A 23,445-nucleotide genomic window follows, 5' to 3' on the forward strand; every position below is an offset into this window, starting at 1 on the left:
GTCATGTCGGACATCGCCCGCCAGGAACGAACGCGTCGGCAGCGCCGCGCTGCGCCTGGCAGTGGGCATGACCGGCTGATCGCGCTGCTGATGGTCGCGCTCCCGATCGCCATCGGTGTGCTGGCGGCGTTTCTGGTGATGGCGCCGCTGTTCATGCGCGGCGATACCAGCTTCGTCCTCGACAAGAACAAGGTCGATGTCGCGCAGGAGCGGATGCGCCTGCGCGCCGCCGAATATCGCGGACAGGATGCCAAGGGCCAACCCTTCGTCATCGACGCCGGCTCGGCGGTGCAGAAAAGCTCGGCCGAACCGGTGGTGCAGTTGCAGGAACTGGCCGCCGGCATCCGCCTGCCCGACGGCCCCGCCCGCCTCACGGCACCGCGCGGGCGCTACGACATGCGCTCCGAACAGGTCGACGTGCTGGGCCCGATCCAGTTCCGCGCGGCCAATGGCTATGCGCTCGACACGACCAACGCGACCGTCGACCTGAAGACCCGCCGCCTGCACAGCGGCAGCGCGGTCACCGGCACCACGTCGATGGGCAATTTCAGCGGCGACCGGCTCGACGCCGATCTCGAAGCGCGCACCGTGCGGCTGACCGGCAATGCGCGCTTGCGCATCGACCCCGCACGCACGAAATAGTCGCCCATGATTCGTTCCGCGCTCCCCGGCCTTGCCGCCACCTTCGCCCTCCTCGCGATCGCGGGGTCGGCCCCGGCGCAGACGCGGCACGATTCGAACGCACCGATCGACGTGTCGGCCAATGCGATCGAATTGCAGGACAAGCAGCAGCGCGCGGTCTTCACCGGCGGCGCGGTCTTCCGCCAGTCGACCATGACCCTGACCGCCGACCGCGTGGTCATCGCCTATAGCGGGCAGATCACCGACGGCGCGCCACAGGCGACGCGGATCGACGCCACCGGCAATGTCGTGCTGACCCGCCCGGACCAGACCGCGAAGTCGCGCTTCGCCGTCTACGACATCAATCGCCGGGTCGTGACGATGATCGGCGGCGTACGGCTGACGCAGGGGGCCAACACGCTGAACGGCGGGCGGCTGTCGATCGACCTCGACACCGGTCGCGCGACGATCGACGGATCGGGCGTCGGTGCGGTGAGCACCCCGGGCAGCGGCGTGCAGCAGAGCGGCGGACGCGTGACCGGCCGCTTCTCGGTGCCTAAGCGGAACTGACGCGGCGAAAAGCGACTTGCGCACTCTCCGTTCGTCCTGAGTAGCCATTGAGCTTGTCGAAAGGGCGTATCGAAGGACGGCTGGCCAAGTGCTTCGATACGGGTCTTCGACTTAGCTCAGCCCCTACTCAGCACGAACGGTTTTGATTGGGCAACTTTCACCGGATTCCCCACCCGAACCACCGATCGACCCTTCCCTTTTCCGACCATCCCATGCAATAATCCTGCCAAAGTCGCGGCGATAACGTCGCGGTAACCATCGCCCAAGCGATCAGGACGTTGCCGATGCCCGACACCACCCTGTTGACCCCTGCCAGCGAAGCACGCCCCTTCGCCGAGATTCCGTCGGATCGCGGGCTGTCGGTCGTGTCGATCGCCAAATCCTATGACAAGCGGGTGGTGCTGTCCGACGTGTCGATGTCAGTCGGGCGCGGCGAGGTCGTCGGCCTGCTCGGCCCCAATGGCGCGGGCAAGACGACCAGCTTCTATTCCGCCATGGGCCTCGTAAAGCCCGACGCCGGCCGCATCCTGCTGGACGGCGAGGATATCACCGCGCTGCCGATGTATCGCCGCGCGATCCTGGGGCTCGGCTATCTGCCGCAGGAAACGTCGATCTTTCGCGGGCTGTCGGTCGAAAAGAACATCCTTGCCGTTCTCGAACTGGCCGAACCGGACAAGACGGCGCGCGCCGCGCGGCTCGAACAGCTCCTCGACGAATTCGGCCTCACCCGTCTGCGCACCGCGTCGGCCATGGCGCTGTCGGGCGGTGAGCGGCGCCGCGCCGAAATCGCCCGCGCGCTGGCTGCCAATCCGACGATCATCCTGCTCGACGAACCGTTCGCCGGGATCGATCCGATCTCGATCGCCGACATTCGCGATCTGGTGATCCAGCTCAAGTCGCGCGGCATCGGCGTGCTCATCACCGACCATAATGTCCGTGAGACGCTGGAAATCGTCGACCGCGCCTACATCATCTATGACGGGCGCGTGCTGTTCGCCGGATCGCCCGCCGAACTGGTCGCCGACGCCAATGTCCGCCGCCTGTATCTCGGCGAAGGGTTCGAGCTCTAACCGCCCATGAGCCTCGCCCCTCGCCTCGACCTGCGCCAGTCGCAATCGCTGGTGATGACGCCGCAGTTGCAGCAGGCGATCCGCCTGCTCGCGCTGTCGAACCTCGAGATCGAGGGGTTTATCGCCGAAGAGGTCGAGAAGAATCCGCTGCTCGATTCGGGCAGCGGCGGCGGCGATGACGATGGTTCCGCGTTCGAAGCGCCTGAAGCGCCCGCATCGTCCGACCCCGCCGGATCGGACGAACTGCTCGGGATCGGTGCGGCGAGCGGCGAATCGCTCGACATCGATCTGGGCGACACCTTCCACCATGACAGCGCCTCGGACGGGGTCGGCTCGCTCGACGGCGGCCTCGGCCTGTCGGCGACCGGCAGTGGCGGGTTCGAGGATGCGCCCGACCTCGACGCCTTTGCCAGCGACGACATCTCGCTCATCGACCATCTGCTGCAACAGGCCGGGACCGCCGTCGCCGGGGCCGACCTGTTCATCGCCAGCGCGATCATCGATCAGATCGACGAATGCGGCTATCTGTCGGCCTCGCTGCTCGACATCGCCCACCGCCTCGGCGTACCGCTGGTGCGGGTCGAAGGCGTGCTGGGCATCGTCCAGACCTTCGATCCCAGCGGCGTCGGCGCGCGCAGCCTTGCCGAATGCCTGACGATCCAGGCGAAGGAGGTCGACCGCTACGACCCCTGCATGGCGCGACTGATCGACAATCTCGATCTCGTCGCGCGCGGCGCGCTGCCGCAACTGCGCCGCATCTGCGAGGTCGATGACGAAGACCTCGCCGACATGATCCGCGAACTGCGCTGCTATGATCCCAAGCCCGGCTGCCGCTTCGGCGGGGAACGCACGCAGTCGGTCGTCCCCGACCTGTTCGTCGCGCCGCGCAAGGACGGCTGGGCGGTCGAGATCAACGGTGCGACCCTGCCGCGCGTGCTGGTCAATCGCGGCTATTTCGCCGAACTCAGCGCCAATGGCGACAAATCGTCGAAGGCATGGCTGTCCGACTGTCTCGCCAGCGCCAACTGGCTGGTGAAGGCGCTCGACCAGCGGCAGCGCACCATCCTGAAGGTCGCGACCGAGATCGTGAAGCAGCAGGAGGCGTTCTTCCGCCACGGTGTCGCCCATCTCCGCCCGCTGACGCTGGCCAAGGTGGCGGAGGTGATCGAGATGCACGAATCGACCGTCAGCCGGGTGACCTCGAACAAGTACCTCGCCTGCCCGCGCGGGCTGTTCGAGCTGAAATATTTCTTCACCTCGGCGATCCAGTCGGCCGATGGCGGCGAAGCGGTGTCGGCCCTCGCCGTCAAGGACGCGATCCGCACCCTGATCGCGAACGAAGACCCCAAGAAGATCCTGTCCGACGACACGCTGGTCGAACTGTTGAACGCCAAGGGCTTCGACATCGCCCGGCGGACGGTCGCCAAATATCGCGAGGCGATCGGGCTGGGGTCGTCGGTACAACGGCGCCGGCAAAAGGCGCTGGGCAGGTAGGGCTTTCCTACAGGGGACAGCCCTGCCATCGTCGGCGGCGCTCTTTCCAACGTACATCCGCCACTCCGCCCAACGGGCAAGTGCACACGGCGCGCGAAATGCGCACGAGTGTGAACTTTGTGAACTTTGGCAGCGGACGCCGCTGCGATCGGCCCGATTCCGATGCGATTCCGGCAGGTTCGCTCCGGAACGGAATCGACCGCCCGCCGCCGTGCCCCGCAACCGACTATGGCCCTGCCGGGGCGTATCTCCCGCGTTCGCATCGATCGGGGGAAAGATCATGATTCGTCTGTTATTGCCGGCGGCGCTCGCCGGCCTGTCGCCGGCCGCCCACGCGCAGGCCACGGCACCCAGCGCGGAAGCCGTCAGCGCCGCGAAGGAAGGCGTCGTCACGACCACGACCGACGCCAATGGCGCGAAGGTCAAAACCAAGCCCTATGCGCCCGCCGCGCTGCCCGACAATGAAACCGGCCGCCAGAAGTTCGGCGGCATCGATTTCGGCATCGGCGTCGCCTTCACCTATGACCTCGGCAACAACGAACGGATCAAGGAAGCGACGATCGTCGACAATATCGTCCGTGTCACCCGTACCGAAAATGTCCGTGCACGACTGATTCTCGAATCGCATTATTTCTTCACGCCGCCGTCCGCCGCGCTTGGCAATTACAGCGGTGCGTTCTGCGACGAGATGAAGGACTATCCCGACCAGAAGGAGGATTGCGACAATCGGCGGAAGAGTTTCGGGATCGGCCCATTCATGGCGATCCAGCCGGGCACCGACAACATCATCGATGCGATCGGTGCCGGGGTCATGATCGGTCTGCGTCGCCGCCAGGAGAACTCGGCCAGCTTCAACATCGGCATCGGCATCCTCTACGACGTCAACACGCAGATTCTGGGTGACGGCTTCGTGGAAAATCAGGCCCCGCCCGGCAAGGAAACCGAAGTCCGCTTCCGTCGCGGGTCGCAAAGCGGCCTGCTCATCATGACGTCCTATTCGTTTTAGGACCTGACCGTTCGGTTCGAGCAGCTTCGAGCCTGTTGAGAAGCGTCCGTCGAGAACCCGTGCCCTGAGCGAAACCCTGACAGGTCACCCCGGCGGAACCCCGTTCTCGATACGCGCTCTCGACAAGCTCGATCGCTACTCGAACCAAACGGTAAGGGGCAAAAGCGGCGTCAGACGTCCAGCTTCTCATAATCCGCCGGCGGTGGCACGCCTTCCATCCGCTCGGCCAGCAGCGGGCGGAAGCTCGGGCGGCTCTTCATGCCGACATACCAGCGCTTCGCCAAATCGTGCGTCTTGAAGTCGATCCCGCCCAGATAGTCGGCGATCGAAATCTGTGCAGCGGCCGCGAGATCGGCGAGGCTCATCGTCGCGCCGCCGATCCACTGCCGATGGTCGAGCAGATAGTCGATATAATCGAGATGCTCGACCGCCGCCTTCATCGCCTCGCGCAGCACCCGCGTATCGGGCGTCTGGCGGTGGACGATGCGCTTCTCCATCCGCTCCATCAGCAACGGACCGGTGATCTCGCGATAGAATTGCGTGTCGAACCACGTCACCAGCCGTCGCTGTTCGGCGCGGTCGGCGGCGCTGCCGTTCAGCATGGCGGGCTTGTCGCCCGTCTCCTCGATATATTCGCAGATCGCCATCGAATCGATCAGCCGGATGCCGGCCGCGTCGTCGATCATCACCGGGGTCTGCCCGGCGGGGTTGATGTGCAGGAACTCGTCGCGCCGCGCCCAGGGCGATTCGCGCACCGGCTGATACCCGATGCTCTTTTCCGCCAGCAACAGGCGGACTTTACGCGAAAAAGGACATAGCGGGAATTGCAGGAGCTGCCACATGGTCCCGTGTTAGGCGGCGCGGTTGCGCGGCGGAAGGGGATTCGTGTGGGGTTGCTCGCAAGCCTGTTGTGGTTGGTCGCGGCGATCGTCCTGGCCGACCGGTCGCAGCGGCCCTTCGTACAGGCGGCGGCGGTCGTCGCGGCGGGCATCGCGGGCACGACGCTGCCCGATCTCGACCTGCTGCTGCCGATCGGGCACCGCAGCGCGCTCACCCATTCGCTGCTGCCGCTGGCGCTGGCGTGCTTCGCCCGGCATTGGCGACCGGTCATGGCCGGGCTGGCGATCGGGATTGGCCTGCACCTCGCCGCCGACAGCTTTCCCAACGCGATGCGCGGCTATGCGACCGTCAAGCTGCCCGGCATCGGGTCGCTCGGCACCACCGGTTCCTATGTCTGGCTCGGGATGCAGGCGCTCGCGGCGACGCTTGCCGGATCGGTGCTGCTGGCAGCGGCGCTGCCGGTGCGCGCCGCGCTGCTGGCGGCGGCGGCACTGGTGCTGGTCGGCATCGCCTATCTGTTTGCCACCGATGGCGGCTGGCCGGCGCTTGCCGTCTATGCGGCGTTCGGCTGGCTGGCGATCCGGCGCGGGGCGGGACGCGCATCCGGCTAACCGGCTGGCAAGGTTTTTTCACTATGCCAGTCGCTATGGAAGCGACATTTTCGATCGTCAATGATGCGCCACGCGGGTTGATGCGGATCACCATGGCTGGCTTTTTCGCCGAGGCCGACATCGCCCGGTTCGTGGCCGCCCGCGACCGCGAACTTGCCGCGCTGGGCACGCGCGCGAACGAGCATCTGACGCTGGTCGACATTCGTGCGATGGACATCCAGGCGGCGCAAAGCGTGGCGGCGTTTCAGCAATTGCTCGCCGATCCGCGCACCGCTTCGCGCCGGATCGCCTTCTTGGTCGGACGCTCGCTGGCGGCGATGCAGATCCGACGCGCCGCGCAGGGTCGCGACACCCGCTATTTCGCGGAACTCGACGAAGCCGAAGACTGGCTGCTCGCAACCCATCCCACGGAGCGGACGGCGTACCGGGCCGGCTGACCGACCCGGTACGATCGATCAGGCGGCGATCTCCGCCTTGGGCGCCGCCACCGCTTCGTCGCTCAACGGATGCGACAGGCGGGTCAGCATTTCCTTCGGCACCACCTGCCAGAAATGGTGCTTCGCCCGGTCCCAATCCTCGAGGATCGCGCCCGACCAGCGGCTGTCGGTCATCGCGTGATGTTCGGCGACCAGCCCCTTCAGCACCGATTCCCAGTGCGCCGACCCCAGCCGGTGCAGCGTGATGTTCTCCGGATTATGGTTGCGTTCGAAGCTGGCGTCCTGGTCGTAGATGAACGCCATGCCGCCGGTCATGCCCGCGCCGAAGTTGGTCCCGGTCCGACCCAGCACCACCGCGACGCCGCCGGTCATATATTCACAGCCATTGGCGCCGCAGCCCTCGACCACCACGGTCGCGCCCGAATTGCGCACCGCGAAGCGCTCGCCCGCCTGGCCCGCCGCGAACAGCTTGCCCGACGTCGCACCGTACAACACGGTGTTGCCGACGATGGTGTTCTCGTGGCTCTTGAGCGGGGACGACACCATTGGGCGGACGGTGATGATCCCGCCCGACAGCCCCTTGCCGACATAGTCGTTGGCGTCGCCGAACACCTCCAGCTTGATCCCCTTGCACAGGAAGGCGCCGAGGCTCTGCCCCGCCGACCCGCGCAGGCGGACGGTGACATGGCCATCGGCCAGCTTCGACATGCCGAATTTGCGCGTGATCTCGCTCGACAGGCGGGTGCCGACCGCGCGGTGGGTGTTGCGCACCGAATAGGTCAGCTGCATCTTCTCGCCGCGCGAGAAGACCGCCGCCGCATCCCGGATCATCTGCGCGTCGAGGCTGTCGGGCACTTCGTTGCGGAAGGTCGACAGGCTGAAGCGCCGCTCGCTCTCGTCCGCATCGACCTTTGCCAGGATCGGGTTGAGGTCGAGATCGTCGAGATGCTCGGCCCCGCGACTGACCTGGCGCAGGAACTCGGTCCGCCCGACCACCTCGTCCAGCGACCGCACGCCGAGGCGCGACAGGATCTCGCGCACTTCCTCGGCGATGAAGGTCATCAGGTTGATGACCTTTTCCGGCGTGCCGGTGAACTTGGCGCGCAGGCGTTCGTCCTGCACGCACACGCCGACCGGACAGGTGTTGCTATGGCACTGGCGTACCATGATGCAGCCCATCGCCACCAGCGACAGCGTGCCGATCCCGAACTCCTCCGCGCCCAGGATCGCGGCGGCAACGATGTCGCGCCCGGTCTTCAGGCCGCCATCGGTGCGCAGCACCACGCGACCGCGCAGGCCGTTGAGCGTCAGCGTCTGGTTGACCTCCGACAGCCCCATTTCCCACGGCGTGCCGGCGTACTTGATCGACGTCTGGGGCGAAGCGCCCGTCCCGCCGACATGGCCCGACACGAGGATGACGTCGGCATGGGCCTTCGCCACGCCCGCCGCGACCGTACCGATGCCCGCCGACGACACCAGCTTCACGCACACCCGCGCCTTCGGGTTGATCTGCTTCAGGTCGTAGATGAGCTGCGCCAGATCCTCGATCGAATAGATGTCGTGGTGCGGCGGCGGGCTGATGAGCGTCACCCCCGGCGTCGCATGGCGCAGCTTGGCGATGAACTCGGTCACCTTGAAGCCAGGCAGCTGCCCGCCCTCGCCGGGCTTCGCACCTTGTGCGACCTTGATCTCGATCTCGTCGCAGGCGTTGAGATATTCGGCGGTGACGCCGAACCTTCCGCTCGCCACCTGCTTGATGACCGAATTGCCGTTGTCGCCATTCTCGTACGGCTGATAGCGGATGCTGTCCTCGCCGCCCTCGCCCGACACTGCCTTTGCCCCGATGCGGTTCATCGCGATCGCCAGCGTCTCATGCGCTTCGGGCGACAGCGCGCCCAGCGACATGCCCGGCGTCACGAACCGCTTGCGGATTTCGGTGATCGCCTCGACCTGATCGATCGCAACCCCCTGTTCGGGGAAGTTGAACTCCAGCACGTCGCGCAGATAGACCGGCGGCAGGTCGCGGACCCCGCGCGAGAACTGCATGTAGGTCGAATAGCTGTCGGTCGCGACCGCCGTCTGGAGCAGGTGCATCAACTGCGCCGAATAGGCATGGGCCTCGCCCCCGCCGCGCTGGCGATAGAAGCCGCCGATCGGCAGGTTCACGACCGCGCTGTCGAACGCCGCATCGTGGCGCTGCGTCGCGTTGACGTGGAGCGAGTGATAGCCCTCGCCCGAAATCTTCGCCGGCATCCCGGGGAAGAAGTCGTTGACCAGCGCCCGCGACAGGCCGACCGCTTCGAAGTTGTAGCCGCCGCGATAGCTGGAGATCACCGCGATCCCCATCTTCGACAGGATTTTCAGCAGCCCCTCGTCGATCGCGGTGCGATGGCGCTTCAGCGCCTCGTCCATGCCGATCTGGCCGAACAGCCCGCGCGCATGGCGGTCGGCAATGGCGGCTTCGGCCAGATAGGCGTTCACCGTGGTCGCGCCGACGCCGATCAGCACCGCATAATAATGGGTGTCGAGGCATTCCGACGACCGCACGTTGATCGACGCGTATGACCGCAGCCCCTTGCGGACCAGATGGGTGTGGACGGCGGCCGCCGCCAGCACGCCCGCGATCGGCACCTTGGTCGCGCCCAGATGCTCGTCGGTCAGGAACAGCTCGCTGCGCCCCTCGCGCACCGCCTGTTCGGCCTGCGCGCGAACGCGGGCGATGGCGGTGCGCAGCGCCTCCGGCCCTTCACCCGCCGGGAAGGTGCAGTCGATCTCCGCCGCCTGGCCCCCAAAATGCGCCTTCAACCGCAGCCAGTCGGTGTTGGTCAGCACCGGGCTGTTCAGCACCAGCACCGCGCTCGCGCGGTCGGCGGTGTCGAGGATGTTCGCCAGATTGCCGAACCGCGTCTTGAGCGACATGACATAGCGTTCGCGAAGCGGGTCGATCGGCGGGTTGGTGACCTGCGAGAAATTCTGGCGGAAGAAATGGCTGATGAGGCGCGGCTTGTCGGAGATGACCGCCAGCGGCGTATCGTCGCCCATCGACCCGATGGCTTCCTTGGCGCCTTCGACCATCGGCGACAGGATCAGTTCCATGTCCTCCAGCGTCTGCCCGGCGCACACCTGCCGCCGCGCCAGTTCGGCGCGGTCGTAGCGCAGCGGCGCTTCGCCCGGGTGCGGCAGGTCGTCGATGGTCAGGAACTTGGCGGTCATGGCGGCATAGTCCGCCTCGGCAGCGATCTTGTCCTTGATCGCGCGGTCCTTGTAGAGCTTGCCCTCGCCCAGATCGACGGCGAGCATCTCGCCCGGCCCCAGCCGGCCCTTCTCCACCACCGTCGCCTCGGCCACCGGGACCATGCCCGCTTCCGACCCGACGATCAGCAGCCCATCGCCGGTCAGCGTGTAGCGCAAGGGGCGCAGCGCGTTGCGGTCCAGCCCGGCGACCGCCCAGCGGCCATCGGTCATGGCGAGCGCGGCGGGACCGTCCCACGGCTCCATGACGCTGGCGAGGTAATCATACATTGCGGTATGCGCCGGCGGCATGTCGGGCGCGCCCTGCCACGCCTCGGGCACCAGCATCAGCTTGGCGGTCGGCGCGTCGCGGCCCGAACGGCAGATCGTCTCGAACACCGCATCCAGCGCCGCCGTGTCCGACGCGCCGGCCGGGATTACCGGCTTGATGTCTTCCGAGCGTTCGCCGAACGCGATGCTGGCCATCTTGATCTCGTGGCTGAGCATCCAGTTTTTGTTGCCGCGGATCGTGTTGACCTCGCCATTATGCGCCAGGCACCGGAACGGCTGCGCCAGCCACCATTGCGGGAAGGTGTTGGTCGAATAGCGCTGGTGAAAGATCGCGACGCGCGATTCGAAGCGTTCGTCGGTCAGGTCGGGATAGAAGTCCGACAGCGATTCGGCGAGGAACAGCCCCTTGTAGATGATCGAACGGCACGACAGCGAACAGAAATAGAAGCCGGTGATCTGCGCGGTGATGATCCGCTTTTCGATCCGGCGGCGGACCAGATACAGGTTCTTTTCGAACTCGGCCGCGTCCATGTCTTCGGGTGCCGGCCCGGCGATCATGATCTGCTCGATCTCGGGTCGGGTCGCCTGCGCCTTCATGCCGATGACCGACACGTCGACCGGCACCTGCCGCCAGCCATAGATCGACCAGCCCGCCTCGATGATCTCGGATTCGACCAGCGTGCGGCAGGTTTCCTGCGCGCCCAGATCGGTGCGCGGCATGAACACCATACCGACCGCGAGGCGTGCGTGCATCGGCTTGTGCCCCGACGCGGCGATCGCATCGTCGAAGAAGCGGTGCGGCAGGTCGACATGGATGCCGGCGCCGTCGCCGGTCTTGCCATCGGCATCCACCGCGCCGCGATGCCATACGGCGCGCAGCGCATCGATCGCCGACTGGACGACGCGGCGCGACGGCTTGCCATCGGTCGCGGCGACCATGCCGACGCCGCAGGCATCGCCCTCATATTCGGGGCGGTACATGCCTTCGGTGGCGAGGCGGAGGCGTTCGGAGGTCATGTCGGTCATTCGTCTTCGCCCTTCGGCTTGGGAGGCTTCGGCAGGTGCGCGGTCGCAGCCTCGACCTTCTTCATGATGCGTGGCATTTCCTGCATCATCATCGGCATCGCCTTCATCATCTCACCCATGATCTCGGGGTCGGCGAACAGCGATATGAACTGCTCGCCGAACGCCTTGCCCGAGGAGGTGGCGAAGAACGCATTGAGATCGCCCAGCTGCCGCGTGTCGAACCGGCGCGCCAGCGCACGGGCCATGCCGATGCGCAGCGACGGCTCCATGCGGGCCATCAGCGGCCCCATCTCTTCGCCCATGACGCGGCTCATGATGCGCAGCCGTTCGTCGAACGCGGGATCGGCGGCGCGCGCCTTCTCCCGGCCGCCCGGCATCGCCACATCCATATTGGCGACCATCGCGTCCATCATCGCCGGAAACTGCTTCTGCATCAGCCGCAGATAGACGCCCTCCGGCACCAGCACGACGACGGTCTTCTCGGCCAGGGCGAGGCGCGCCGGATCGACCGGCTGCACGGCGGCAGCAGGTGCGACCGGAGCCTGCGCCAGCGCGGGCGTGGCGCCCAGCAGCGTGGCGGTGAGGAGTAGGAGCGCCTTCATGCCGCCACCTTCGCGGCCTTGGCCTTCGCCTTGAGGTATGCGTGCATCCGCTCGGTCACGTCGCGGCCGTCACGGATCGCCCACACTACCAGCGAAGCGCCACGCACGATGTCACCGGCCGCGAACACGCCATCGAGCGAGGTCATCATCGACTTGCCATCGACCCGCACCGTGCCCCAGCGCGTCACCCCCAGTTCGGGCGCGTCGAACAATGTCGGGAGGTCTTCGGCATCGAATCCCAACGCCTTCACCACCAGATCGGCGTCGAGCACGAACTCGTTGCCCGGATCGGCCTCCGGCGCGCGGCGGCCCGACGCATCGGGTGCGCCCAGACGCATGCCGGTCGCGCGGACCTGCACCACCTGTCCGTCGCGGTCGTCGAACGCGGCGGGGGCGGAAAGCCAGACGAACTCGACGCCCTCTTCCTCGGCATTGGCGACTTCGCGCTGCGATCCGGGCATGTTGGCGCGGTCGCGGCGATATAGGCACTTCACCGACGTCGCCCCCTGGCGGATGGCGGTGCGAACACAGTCCATCGCGGTGTCGCCACCGCCGACCACGACGACATTCTTGCCCGCCGCGTTGAGCGACCCGTCGTCATAGGCCGGCACGCTGTCGCCGAAGCCGACCTTGTTCGACGCGGTCAGGTAATCGAGCGCATCGACCACGCCACCGCTGCCGACACCCGGTGCCTTGATCGCGCGGGGGCGGTACACGCCGGTCGCGATCAGGATCGCGTCATGCTTTTGCCGCAGCTCGTCGAGCTTGGCATCGCGGCCGACCTCGAACCCTTCGTGGAAGACGATGCCGCCTTCCTTCAGCCGTTCGACACGGCGCATCACCACCGGCTTCTCCAGCTTGAAGCCCGGAATGCCATAGGTCAGCAGCCCGCCCGCCCGATCGTAGCGGTCATAGACATGGACGTCGTAGCCGAGGTTGCGCAGCCATTCCGCCGCCGCCAACCCCGCCGGTCCCGCGCCGACGATGCCGACCGACTGCCCGCGTGCCGGACCGACCGCGACCGGTTCGACCCAACCCTTTTCCCAGGCGGTGTCGGTGATGAACTTTTCGACCGACCCGATGGTGACCGCACCGTGCCCCGAAAATTCGATGACGCAATTTCCCTCGCACAGCCGGTCCTGCGGGCAGATGCGGCCGCAGATCTCGGGCATGGTCGAGGTGCTGTTCGACAGCTGATACGCTTCCTGCAACCGCCCCTCGGCGGTCAGGCGCAGCCAGTCGGGGATATGGTTGTGTAGCGGGCAATGCACCGAGCAATAGGGGACGCCACATTGCGAGCAGCGTCCCGCCTGATCCTCGGCGGTCGGCGGGGCATAACGCTCCGCGATCTCGCGGAAATCCTCCGCCCGCAATTCGGGTTCGCGCTTTGCAGGATAGGACTGCGGACGCGAAACGAACTTCAACATTGCTTGATCGGCCATGATGCCCTCCGGACACCCGGAAAGCATATTTTAACGCCAGAGTCACGCAACAAACAGTCTTTATGTAAGCTATACTGACCTAGTTTTCATAGTCATAAACGCTCATAATCAAGAATAATTCGCAACAAGGACTTTTAAGGCCGAAACGGTCCTATGCCAGCGCGGCGATACGTCCTTGCGACAACAGGTAAATCAGCGCGCCGCCCAGTAGGACGCGATAGATCACGAACACCATATAGCCGCGCGTTGACACGAGCTTCAGGAATCCGACGATCGATGCATATCCCACGACGAACGAGATGATCGTGGCCAGCAGCGTCGGTCCCGGTCCGTAAGGACCGAACTGTCCCCAGGTCTTGAGCAGCTGGTACAGCCCCGATGCCAGCACGGCGGGAATGGCGAGCAGGAACGAATAACGTGCCGCCGCTTCGCGGGTGAAGCCCATGAACAGCCCGGCGGTGATCGTCCCGCCCGAGCGCGAGACGCCCGGCAGCAACGCCATCGCCTGCGCGAAGCCGAACACGATGCCGCTGCCCCAGCGCAGCCGGTCGATGCCCCAGCGCCGCCGCCCGACGACATCGGCGATTCCCAGCAGGATGCCGAAGCCGATCAGGCTGAACGCGGTGAACCACAGGTTGCGCAGCGACGTCTCGATCGCATCCTTGAACAGCAACCCCAGCACGACGATCGGCAGCGTACCGACGACCACCAGCCAGCCCATGCGCGCATTGTCGCGCGCCGCCTTATCCTGATGCCCGGCGAACTGGCCCAGCCATGCCATGGCGATGCGCCAGATGTCCTTGCGGAAATACAGCAGCACCGCCGCTTCGGTCCCGATCTGGATGATCGCGGTGAACGCCGCCCCCGGATCGGTGTGCGAGGGCAGGAACGCTCCGGCGATGCGCAGATGCGCGCTGGACGACACCGGCAGGAACTCGGTCAGCCCCTGGATGATGCCGAGGATCGCGGCTTCCAGCCACGCGGTTGCAGGGTTCACGCGCGGGCGACCTTGTTGAAGCGGCCATTCTTGCGATAGACGACCAGCCAGTCGGGCGCGACCGTCGCCAGCGGCACCGGCCGTACGCCGAACGCCTCGATACCGGCCACGCCATCGCCCACGACATTGTCGCGCGACAGCATCGCCCACTGGTCCTTGCTGATCGGCGTGAACGGCATCGCCGCGATCGCTCCGCCCAGGTCGTTGGGAATTTCCAGAAACCGCACGTCGCGACCGATCGCCCCGGCGATCCAGCGATTTAGTTCGCCCATCGAGATCACGTCGGGACCGCCGATCGCATAGGTCTGCCCACCGAAGCGCTCCGGCTCGGCCAGCGCCTTCACCACGACCTGCGCCAGATCGACGACATAGATCGGCTGGAACTTCGTCGCCGCCGCCATCACCGGCACCAGCGGGCGCCCAATCACGGCCGGCGCGCCCGAAATCATGCCAGCGAAGCGGTTGACGAAGCCATCCTCGCGACCGAACACGATCGACGGGCGCAGGATGGTGGCGGTGGGGAAGGCACCCAGGACCGCCTGCTCCCCCGCAGCCTTCGACCGGCCATAGGCCGAAGGCGATGCGGCATCGGCGCCGATCGCCGAAATCTGCACGAACGCCCCGGCACCCGCCGCCGCAGCGGCTTCGGCGAGCGTGCGTGCGCCCGCGACATGCACCTTGTCGAAATCCCCTTCGAGGATACCGACGAGGTTCACGACCGCATCCGATCCGGCGACCGCCCGCGCGACCGTTTCCGGCCGCGACAGGTCGGCGGCGACGAACTGCGTCTGCCCTAGCCCGCCCTGCGTGCGCAGATACAGCGCCTGACGCGGATCGCGCTGCGCGATACGGACGCGCGCGCCCGCCTTCAACAATTCCTGGACGACATAGCGGCCGACAAAGCCGCCGCCGCCGAACAGCGTCACCAACTGGTTCTTCATCGAGTCCGCCTTTGCCTGTCTCTACGCCTAGGCCCCATGCCGCTCCTGCAGCAAAACGGCAAGGACCCCGTGAAAATCTCGAAACAAGTTGTTGACACCCCCGACGACGCCCCGTAGAGGCGCCCTCCTACCCCGTGCCCAGATGGCGGAATTGGTAGACGCACCAGCTTCAGGTGCTGGCGATCGCAAGGTCGTGGAGGTTCGAGTCCTCTTCTGGGCACCATTTTCCCGCTGGCGATTATCCGCCGGCGGTTGAAAGAAAAACTCCCATCAATATACCGCCAGCCATTGCAACATGGGGCGGCGGGGCGACATCCGTCCGACACAATGCCGGACGGGATCGGTCGTGTCATTCGACCGGTTCGGTCGTTGCCCCTTTTACCAGGCCGTCCAGCGTCGCGCTGTCGAAACCGAGTTCCTTCATCAGCCCGTCGATCACCGGCGCCTGTGCGCGGTAGCGTAGCGCGGCGCTGACCGCGGCGTTGGCGAGGTTGCCGTCAGGACTGCCGCCGGTCGACGCGGCGCCGGCTGCGCCCGCACCCCCTGCGCCGCCCAGGCCATCGACCTGCACGATGCGGATGCTGTCGATCGCCTCCAACGGCCTGGCTGCCTCGCGCACCAGTTCGGGCAGGACGTTGAGGAGGGCGAGACGGGTCTGGAGCGAGACCTGTTCGTTCGACAACAGGTTGGCGGCTTCGTTGACCGCGCGTTGGCCGGCGGCCTCCACCTCGAAACGGACGCGGCTGGCTTCGGCGCGCAGCTTTTCGGCCTCCGCCTCACCCTCGGCAGCGGCGCGCAGCGCGGCGGCGCGGTCGGCGGCGGCCTGTGCTTCCGCCTCGGCCTGCACCTTGATCGCGATCGCGGCGCGTTCGGCTTCGCGGGCGGCGTCGATCAGTTCGATGCGCTTCTGGCGCTCCGCCACCTCGGTTTCGCGGGCGGTGCTGACGCGTTCCTCGGCGGCGACTGCTTCGGCACGGGCCAGATCCGCCTCGGCCCTGGCCTGGCTCTCCTGGCGGCTCTTGTTCTGGACCGCGATCTGCTGTTCCTGCCGGGCAATCGCCAACGACTGTTCCTGCGCGATGCGCGCTTCCTGAATGGCGCGGTCGGCCTCGATCTGCGCGGCGTCGGTCTGCTGCTTGGCGGCGATGCGTGCCTGATCGGCCTCGCGCTGGCGATCGGTCTGTTGCCGCGCGATCTCGCTCGCCTGCTCGGCGCGGCGCACCTCCAGCTCGCGCTCCTGCTCCAGCCGCGCGAATTCGGCGTCGCGGGCGATGGTGAAGGAGGTGCGCGACGCCTCCAGATTCTTCGCCTCGATCTGGACCCGCGTATCCTGTTCGATGTCGTTGCGCGCCTTCTTGCGCAGTTCGATCTGCTCGGTCAGCTTGGTCAGCCCCTCGGCGTCGAAGGCGTTATTGGCGTTGAAATGTTCGATCGACGTCTGGTCCAGCCCGGTCAGCGACACGCTTTCCAGCTCCAGCCCGTTCATGGCGAGGTCGGCGGACGATACCTGCTGCACCTTCTGCACGAACTCGCTGCGTTGTTCGTGCAACTGGTTCATCGTCATGCCGGCGGCGACCGAGCGAAGCGCGTCGACGAACTTGCCCTCGACCAGTTCCTTCAGCGCCTCCGGGTGCATGGTGCGCTGCCCCAGCGTCTGCGCGGCGGTCGCCAGCGCTTCCCGGTCCGGGCGCACGCGGACATAGAATTCGGCCCGCACGTCGATCCGCAACCGGTCGAGCGTGATGAGCGCGTCGCCGTTGCGCCGCTCCACCGCGAGGCGCACGGTGTTCATGTTGACCGGCATCGTCTCATGCAGCACCGGCAGCACCAGCGCGCCGCCGTTCATCACGACCTTTTCCCCGCCGAACCCGGTACGGACGAACGCGATCTCCTTCGACGCGCGCTTGTAAAGGCGGGCCATCACGATGCCGATGACGATCAGCGCGACCAGCGGCACGCCGGCATAGATCAGGACGGCGCTGAGGCCGGCAGGGACGATGTCGGTCATAGTTCCATCCAGTTGGTGAGGCGGGGGGAGCTGTGCAGGATCGCACGGAACGACGGGCCTTCGCGCCGGACGAGCAGCACGGTGTCGCCCTCGGCAAAGGTTTCGAAGGGATCATTGGGCTCGACCAGCACGTGATGCGCCTGCCCATGGGGATCGAGCACGCGGGTCCGCGCGGGCGATCCGGCGGCGGCGCGGCCGATAGTGACGGTGCCGGTGCGCCCAACCAGATCGTCGATCTCGAACGCGGTCGTCTCGTCGCGCGGCAACAGGCGCGCAAGCAGCCGGGCGACGCCGGAGGTGAGCGGGAGGGCAACGACCAGCGCGGCGGGGACGGCGACCCATGGCGAGAGCAGCGCACCCGTCGTCGCGCGCGCCACCTGTTGCCCGGCCAGCCCGACGCCGCCGAACACCGCCAGAAACGCGACCAGCAGGACCAGCAACGGCACCCGCCCGATGCCGAGCCAGTCGAGCAGCCCGGAGTCGAGGTCCAGATCGAGATCGAGGCCGCTGCTGCCCAGCCCCACTGCCTCGATCGCGCCGATCAGCAGCATCAACACCCATGCCGCCGTGAAAACGACCGCCTCCGGTGCGATGAAGTGCTCCATCATCCCCCGGCTCCCCTGTTATTGCGGGAGAGTAACGGACGGACGCCGGGGGTCAACCGCTATGGTTGCCCGCTTTCGGTACTTGGAGGGCGAGCTTCGTGGCGTTGAACCCAGAACCGATCGACATGCAGCGCCAATCGTGGATTTCCGTCATTCCCGCGAAGGCGGGAATCCATAGCCGCTGCCGTTTCGGCTGGATTTTCGACGCTGGCGCATATGGACTCCCGCCTGCGCGGGAGTGACGATGGGGGACGTAGCAATCGTCGAATGCGCTGAATGTCGATCGGCCCTAGGACCATGGACGTCACCCCGGACTTGTTCCGGGGTCCACCTCGCCGCTCGCGCTGTCCTGAGAAGCGCTTGCTGCACCGATTGCCGCACCGTGGACCCCGGAACAAGTCCGGGGTGATGACAGGCGGGTGCAGGTCGATCCGCTTTAGAAGCTGTAGGCGACGCCCACGGCGCCCAGCCACTGGTTGTTCGACCCGTTGCGCGCGACGATCGGGCTGTCGGCGAAGTCGTTCAGCAGCTTGCGATAGACGACGGTGCCGAACAGCTGCCAGCCCGAGCGCAGGTCGCCGCTGATCGAATGGCCGCCGATCGCGCCGACGGTCCAGTTCTTCCACCCGCCACGCGCGTTATAGACCGGCAGGCCGCTGGCCAGCGACTGGGCGGGGCTGATCGAGAAATAATTGTCGGCATAGCCTTCACCGACTCGTTCGCCGGACACGAAGATGCCGGCGATCGCCTTCAGGCTGAGCGGCGTGACATAGGTCACGGTCGGGGCGAGGACGGTCGAGCCATGGCCGCCGGCCACGTCCTTGCGATAGCTGATCGAGGCGGACAGGCGGTCGAACTGCGAGGTGATGACCCCCGTCTTGCCGATGCCGACATAGCCGCCAAGCTCGATCGCGGTGTCGACCTTGCCGAGCGCGCGGACCTGGGCATCGTCGATGCCCTTGGTCGAACTGCGGTTGAGGTTCACCACCGCAATCGGTCCCGCCTGGAAATCCCAGGTGGGGCCGACGCCGTCGCGGATCAGGTCGACGCTGGCGCGGTTGCCGGCCAGCAGGAAGTTGAACCCTGATACGCGCCCCGTGGCGGCGGGCACCGGCGAGAAGCTGTAGTCGTCCGATCCTTCGTAATCGGGCAGCACCGCGGCCCCCAGGCCAACGACGTAGAAGTCGCCGCCAGTATCGTCGTTCGGCACGGCGGAGGCGGGAACCGTCGGCCCGGCAGCGTCCTGCGCAAGGGCGGGCGTGGCGAAGGCGGCAGCAGTTAGGACGGCGGCGAGAATGGCGCGCAAGGGCGTAGCTCCGAAAACATATTACACCCGCGTAACGCTATCCCGCCGACTTCGGTCCATGGCGGAGGTCAGAGCAGGTAGCGAATCCGAACCTGTTGCATGGTTACATCACCTGCCAACGGGAATTCCGCCGCGCTGAACTTGGGCGGGCCGAAGCGGATCGCCGGATTGCGCGAAAAGCCGAAGCCTTCGCGGGGGATGCCGGCAAAGGTATCGAGCTTCGCATTGTTGTTTTCGTCGTGGATCACCGACACCGCATAATCGCCGCGACCAAGACCCGCGATCCGCACCCCGCCGGCCCCGGCGGGAAAAGTGCGGGTGACGGCGTTGCGATCGTCGGTGCAGCCGGGGAAATTCTTCGGATCGGCGGTCAGGCAGAGGCGGACCACGCCCTTGGTCGACCGCAATTCGCTGATGCGGACGTCAAGCGTGCCGGTCGGCATGGCCCCCGGCAACGCAACCAGCGCCAGCATTGCCAGCGCGGCGCGCCGCGCGCGCGCGCTCCTTCTCGAAGTCGCCGAGACCGCCATCGGTGCCGCACAACCGGTCCCAGAAGCGGAAATAGAGCCCGAAATTGCAGCCATAGCGTTCATGATGCCTCTGATGATGGCTGGCGGTAATCAACCAGCCTCCCAATCGCCCCGCCCACAGGAAACGCGGGAACATTTCCCAGCCCATATGGTTGGTGACGCCCATAACCGTCATGATCGTCAGCACCAATGCCAGTGCGCCGATATGAATCGGAATGGCGAACACCAGTAGCGGAATTACCACAGCGCCGGTCAACGCCTCGATCGGGTGGAACGCCATTGCCGCCCATGCGGTCGGCGGGCGGCTGGCATGGTGGACGGCATGGGCGATGCGAAACCATTTCGGCCGGTGCATCCAGCGATGGGTCCAGTAGAACCAGGTGTCGTGCGCGAAGAGATAGAGCAGCACCGACAGCGGCAGATACCAGAGCGGATACGCATCGACCCGGGCATAGATCTGCGTCCAGCCGCGATGCTGCCACCCCCAGGCGACGATGCCGGCGGGAATGCCGTAGATGGCGGCGGACAGCAGCGACCAGCGGATTTCCTTCGCGATCTGCGGTTCGAGGCCGCGATACAGCCCCGGATGCCGTGCGCGCGTGGCAAAGGCGAAACCGGCGGAGGCAAGCAGGTAGCGCACGCCCACGATCAGCGTCATCGCCACGGCGGACAGCAGGATGGCCAGCGGGATCGACATCGGGGCGCTGTAGCGGATTGTCGGCGGGGATGACAGGGAATCCTCCCCGGCACGGGGAGGGGGACCGTCGCCGAAGGCGATGGTGGAGGGGGAGCGCCCCGCAACGCAGCGGTTCCGGTTGCGGATACCCCCCTCCACCATGCTGCGCATGGTCCCCCTCACCGTGCCGAGGAGGATACCCCCCAACCCCATCGGGCAAGGCGGATTTGTGGCGTTGCTACCGGGACTTCGCTCCCCTAGGGCGGGGCGATGCCAACCATTCATCAATGCGACCTTGCCATCGTCGGCGGGGGATTGTCCGGTGCGCTGGTCGCGCTGGCGGCGGCGAAGCGGCGGCCCGACGCGCGAATCCGCCTGATCGAGGGCGCGGCGCACTTCGGCGGGAACCATGTCTGGTCGTTCTTCGGCAGCGACGTCGCGACCGAGCAACGCGCGCTGGTCGCACCGTTGGTCGCCCATGGCTGGCGCGGCTACGACATCGCCTTTCCCGCGCACAGCCGCACGCTCGACACGACCTATTATTCGATCACCTCGGACCGGCTCGACACGGTCGTGCGCGACATGCTGCCTGCCGAATCGCTGATGGCGTCGGCGCGGGTGCTGGGCGCCAGCCCGACCGCCGTCGTCCTGGCGGATGGCGACCGGGTGGAGGCGCAGGGAGTGATCGACTGTCGCGGCCCCGGCGACCTGTCGCACCTCGACCTCGGCTGGCAGAAATTCATGGGGATGGAGCTGAAGACCGCCTATCCCCACGGCGTCGAGCGGCCGATCGTGATGGACGGATCGGTCGAGCAGCTCGACGGCTATCGCTTCCTCTACACCCTGCCCTTCGATGCTTCGACCCTGTTCGTCGAGGATACCTATTACAGCGACACCCCCGACCTCGACACGCAGGTGCTGGCCGCGCGGATCAGCGCCTATGCCGCGACCAAGGGCTGGGACGCCGCCACGGTCGGGCGCAGCGAGACCGGCGTATTGCCGGTCGCGATGGGGGGCGATTTCGAGGAATATTGGCGATCGGGCGGCAACCGCGTGGCGAAGGGCGGGATGCGCGCCGGGCTGTTCCACCCGCTGACCGGCTATTCGCTGCCCGATGCGGTGCGCCTGGCGCAGCTGGTCGCCGACAGCAGCGACTGGTCGGGCGGCGCGCTGCACACGCTGACTCATGATTTCGCCGCGTCGCTGTGGAAGAAGCGCGGCTTCTACCGGATGCTCGCGACAATGTTGTTCCGCGCGGCGGACCCGGTGGAACGCTACCGCGTGCTCGAACGCTTCTATCGGCTGGACGCGGGGCTGATCGGACGCTTCTATGCGGGGCGGTCGACATGGGTCGACCAGGCCCGGGTGCTGATCGGCAAGCCACCGGTGCCGATCGGGCGCGCGGTGCAGGCTTTGATGGGGAGACAGGGGTGAAGACGGCAGTCGTTATCGGCGCAGGCTTTGGTGGTCTAGCGCTCGCCATCCGGCTGCAGTCGGCGGGCGTGCAGACGACGCTGGTCGAAGGGCGCGACAAGCCCGGCGGCCGCGCCTATTATTGGGAACGCGACGGCTTCGTGTTCGACGCCGGCCCGACCGTCATCACCGCGCCCGAAGCGTTGCAGGAATTGTGGCAGCTGACCGGGCGCGACATGGCCGAGGACGTGACGCTGGAACCGGTGTCGCCCTTCTACCGGCTGAACTGGCCTGACGGCACCAATTTCGATTACACCAACGACGACACTTTGCTGCGCTCGGAGATCGCCAAGCTCGATCCCGGCGACCTTGCCGGCTATGCCCGCTTCCTCGAATATTCGGCGGGCGTGTACGAGGAAGGCTATGTGAAGCTCGGCCACGTGCCGTTCCTCGACTTCGCATCGATGATAAAGGCCGCGCCGGCGCTGGCCAAGTATCAGGCGTGGCGATCGGTCTATTCGATCGTGTCGTCGTTCGTGAAGAACGAGAAATTGCGCCAGGCGCTGTCGTTCCACACCCTGCTGGTCGGCGGCGATCCGATGAAGACCAGCAGCATCTATGCGCTGATCCACAAGCTGGAGCGCGACGGTGGGGTGTGGTTCGCGCAAGGCGGGACCAACAAGCTGGTCGCGGGGCTGGTGCGGCTGTTCGAGAAGCTGGGCGGCACGATGATGCTCGGCGATCCGGTCAAGAGCATCGACACGCTGGGCGACCGCGCGACCGGCGTCACGACCAAGACCGGCGTGGTGATCGGCGCCGACATGGTCGCGACCAACGCCGATATCGTCCACAGCTATCGCGACCTGCTGTCCGGATCGCGCAGCGGCCAGCGCCGGGCGCAGAAGCTGGAGAAGAAGCGCTTCTCGCCATCGCTGTTCGTCGTCCATTTCGGCATAAAGGGCACGTGGCCGGGCATTCCCCACCACATGATCCTGTTCGGCCCGCGCTATAAGGGGCTGCTCGCCGACATCTACGACCATGGCGTGCTAAGCGAGGATTTCTCGCTCTATCTCCACCACCCGACCGTCACCGATCCGTCGATGGCGCCGGAGGGGCATTCGACCTTCTACGCTTTGTGCCCGGTGCCGCACACCGGCAAGTTCCCGGTCGACTGGGACCAGATCGGCCCGATGCTCGAAAAGCGCATCCTCGACGAAGTGGGCCGCCGGCTGATCCCCGACATCCACGAACGGATCGTGACGAAGTTCAGCTATATGCCAAGCGACTTCACCCGCGACCTGAACGCCTATCAGGGGTCGGCCTTCTCGCTGGAGCCGATCCTGACGCAGAGTGCGTATTTCCGCGCGCACAACCGGGACGATGATATTCCGAACCTGTATGTGGTGGGCGCGGGGACGCACCCGGGCGCGGGGATACCCGGGGTTGTCGGGAGTGCGAAGGCAACGGCGGGGTTGATGCTGGGCGACGAGGGCTGAGCGCTTCTGCTCCAATTTTAATCCAACCCCAACCGTTCGGTTCGAGCAGCTTCGAGCCTGTCGAGAAGCGATTGTCGAGAACACCTCCTGTACCATCCGTTCGTGCTGAGTAGGGATTGAGCGCAGTCGAAAGCCCGTATCGAAGCACCTGCGCCGGTCCTTCGATACGCCGCTTCGACAAGCTCAGCGGCTACTCAGGACGAACGGATGGAAGGCAGACGAAGCGTGTGCG

General features: G+C 66.3%; 20 protein-coding genes and 1 tRNA gene. 10 read left to right on the forward strand and 11 right to left on the reverse strand.

What is annotated here, in order from left to right:
* Window positions 1-3: 3 nt before the first annotated feature.
* The 5 genes from lptC (at window position 4) to ASE83_RS17420 (ending at window position 4,761) form a co-directional block, all read left to right on the forward strand.
* Entirely contained in the window at window positions 4-642 is a 639-nt protein-coding gene (gene lptC / locus ASE83_RS17400) for an LPS export ABC transporter periplasmic protein LptC (protein ID WP_055784651.1), read from the forward strand.
* A 6-nt stretch (window positions 643-648) separates the two neighbouring features.
* Complete coding sequence (locus tag ASE83_RS17405; RefSeq protein ID WP_156353285.1) at window positions 649-1,191, forward strand: LptA/OstA family protein; 543 nt, start codon at window positions 649-651, stop codon at window positions 1,189-1,191.
* Between the two features lie 284 nt (window positions 1,192-1,475).
* The gene (gene lptB, locus ASE83_RS17410) at window positions 1,476-2,261 is read left to right on the forward strand and encodes an LPS export ABC transporter ATP-binding protein (protein WP_055784654.1); all 786 of its coding nucleotides are present in this window, start codon (window positions 1,476-1,478) and stop codon (window positions 2,259-2,261) included.
* Window positions 2,262-2,267: 6 nt separating this feature from the next.
* The gene (gene rpoN / locus ASE83_RS17415; RefSeq protein ID WP_055784657.1) at window positions 2,268-3,755 is read left to right on the forward strand and encodes an RNA polymerase factor sigma-54; all 1,488 of its coding nucleotides are present in this window, start codon (window positions 2,268-2,270) and stop codon (window positions 3,753-3,755) included.
* Window positions 3,756-4,035: 280 nt separating this feature from the next.
* Window positions 4,036-4,761 (forward strand): hypothetical protein, encoded by a 726-nt coding sequence (locus tag ASE83_RS17420; protein WP_055784660.1) that lies wholly within the window; start codon window positions 4,036-4,038, stop codon window positions 4,759-4,761.
* A 170-nt stretch (window positions 4,762-4,931) separates the two neighbouring features.
* Here ASE83_RS17420 and ASE83_RS17425 read toward each other — a convergent pair whose 3' ends face one another.
* Complete coding sequence (locus ASE83_RS17425; protein ID WP_055784663.1) at window positions 4,932-5,603, reverse strand: glutathione S-transferase family protein; 672 nt, start codon at window positions 5,601-5,603, stop codon at window positions 4,932-4,934.
* A gap of 45 nt (window positions 5,604-5,648) precedes the next feature.
* Between ASE83_RS17425 and ASE83_RS17430 the strand changes: the two genes are divergently transcribed.
* A complete protein-coding gene (locus ASE83_RS17430; RefSeq protein ID WP_055784666.1) occupies window positions 5,649-6,212 on the forward strand; it encodes a hypothetical protein in 564 nt (187 codons plus the stop codon).
* 35 nt (window positions 6,213-6,247) lie between these two features.
* Window positions 6,248-6,649 carry a hypothetical protein gene (locus tag ASE83_RS17435; protein ID WP_055784669.1) on the forward strand — a complete coding sequence of 134 codons (402 nt, stop codon included), beginning with the start codon at window positions 6,248-6,250 and terminating at the stop codon, window positions 6,647-6,649.
* Between the two features lie 18 nt (window positions 6,650-6,667).
* Here the strand turns inward: ASE83_RS17435 and gltB are convergent, their stop codons facing one another.
* From gltB to ASE83_RS17460, 5 genes are all read right to left on the reverse strand, one after another.
* Window positions 6,668-11,197 (reverse strand): glutamate synthase large subunit, encoded by a 4,530-nt coding sequence (gene gltB, locus ASE83_RS17440; protein ID WP_055784673.1) that lies wholly within the window; start codon window positions 11,195-11,197, stop codon window positions 6,668-6,670.
* Entirely contained in the window at window positions 11,194-11,799 is a 606-nt protein-coding gene (locus ASE83_RS17445; protein ID WP_055784676.1) for a hypothetical protein, read from the reverse strand. The genes gltB and ASE83_RS17445 overlap by 4 nt, the downstream gene beginning before the upstream one ends.
* Entirely contained in the window at window positions 11,796-13,241 is a 1,446-nt protein-coding gene (locus ASE83_RS17450; protein WP_055784679.1) for an NAD(P)-dependent oxidoreductase, read from the reverse strand. The genes ASE83_RS17445 and ASE83_RS17450 overlap by 4 nt, the downstream gene beginning before the upstream one ends.
* Window positions 13,242-13,392: 151 nt before the next feature.
* Entirely contained in the window at window positions 13,393-14,238 is an 846-nt protein-coding gene (locus ASE83_RS17455) for an undecaprenyl-diphosphate phosphatase (RefSeq protein ID WP_055784683.1), read from the reverse strand.
* The gene (locus ASE83_RS17460; RefSeq protein ID WP_055784686.1) at window positions 14,235-15,179 is read right to left on the reverse strand and encodes a complex I NDUFA9 subunit family protein; all 945 of its coding nucleotides are present in this window, start codon (window positions 15,177-15,179) and stop codon (window positions 14,235-14,237) included. Before ASE83_RS17460 ends, ASE83_RS17455 begins: the two co-directional genes overlap by 4 nt.
* 136 nt (window positions 15,180-15,315) lie before the next feature.
* On the opposite strand from ASE83_RS17460, the gene ASE83_RS17465 reads away from it, so the two are divergent.
* Window positions 15,316-15,402: transfer RNA gene (locus ASE83_RS17465), tRNA-Leu, on the forward strand.
* A 126-nt stretch (window positions 15,403-15,528) separates the two neighbouring features.
* On the opposite strand, the gene ASE83_RS17470 is transcribed toward ASE83_RS17465, so the two are convergent.
* The 5 genes from ASE83_RS17470 to ASE83_RS17490 all read right to left on the reverse strand — a co-directional run bounded on the left by ASE83_RS17470 (window position 15,529) and on the right by ASE83_RS17490 (window position 20,325).
* Window positions 15,529-17,187 (reverse strand): flotillin family protein, encoded by a 1,659-nt coding sequence (locus tag ASE83_RS17470; protein WP_055784689.1) that lies wholly within the window; start codon window positions 17,185-17,187, stop codon window positions 15,529-15,531.
* Window positions 17,184-17,795 carry an OB-fold-containig protein gene (locus ASE83_RS17475; RefSeq protein ID WP_055784691.1) on the reverse strand — a complete coding sequence of 204 codons (612 nt, stop codon included), beginning with the start codon at window positions 17,793-17,795 and terminating at the stop codon, window positions 17,184-17,186. Before ASE83_RS17475 ends, ASE83_RS17470 begins: the two co-directional genes overlap by 4 nt.
* 433 nt (window positions 17,796-18,228) lie before the next feature.
* Window positions 18,229-19,098, reverse strand: a complete 870-nt coding sequence (locus ASE83_RS17480) for a MipA/OmpV family protein (RefSeq protein ID WP_055784694.1) — start codon at window positions 19,096-19,098, stop codon at window positions 18,229-18,231.
* A 68-nt stretch (window positions 19,099-19,166) separates the two neighbouring features.
* On the reverse strand, window positions 19,167-19,541 hold the full coding sequence (locus ASE83_RS17485; protein ID WP_235513056.1) for a DUF2141 domain-containing protein: 375 nt from the start codon (window positions 19,539-19,541) through the stop codon (window positions 19,167-19,169).
* Window positions 19,522-20,325, reverse strand: coding sequence for a sterol desaturase family protein (locus ASE83_RS17490; RefSeq protein ID WP_055784700.1), 804 nt, complete (start codon window positions 20,323-20,325; stop codon window positions 19,522-19,524). Before ASE83_RS17490 ends, ASE83_RS17485 begins: the two co-directional genes overlap by 20 nt.
* A 249-nt stretch (window positions 20,326-20,574) precedes the next feature.
* Between ASE83_RS17490 and crtY the strand changes: the two genes are divergently transcribed.
* Both crtY and ASE83_RS17500 read left to right on the forward strand, forming a co-directional pair.
* Window positions 20,575-21,738, forward strand: a complete 1,164-nt coding sequence (gene crtY / locus ASE83_RS17495; protein ID WP_055784703.1) for a lycopene beta-cyclase CrtY — start codon at window positions 20,575-20,577, stop codon at window positions 21,736-21,738.
* A complete protein-coding gene (locus ASE83_RS17500) occupies window positions 21,735-23,213 on the forward strand; it encodes a phytoene desaturase (RefSeq protein ID WP_055784706.1) in 1,479 nt (492 codons plus the stop codon). Before crtY ends, ASE83_RS17500 begins: the two co-directional genes overlap by 4 nt.
* Window positions 23,214-23,445: the final 232 nt, after the last annotated feature.

The sequence above is a fragment of the Sphingomonas sp. Leaf32 genome, assembly GCF_001421765.1.
Classification (GTDB): domain Bacteria; phylum Pseudomonadota; class Alphaproteobacteria; order Sphingomonadales; family Sphingomonadaceae; genus Sphingomonas.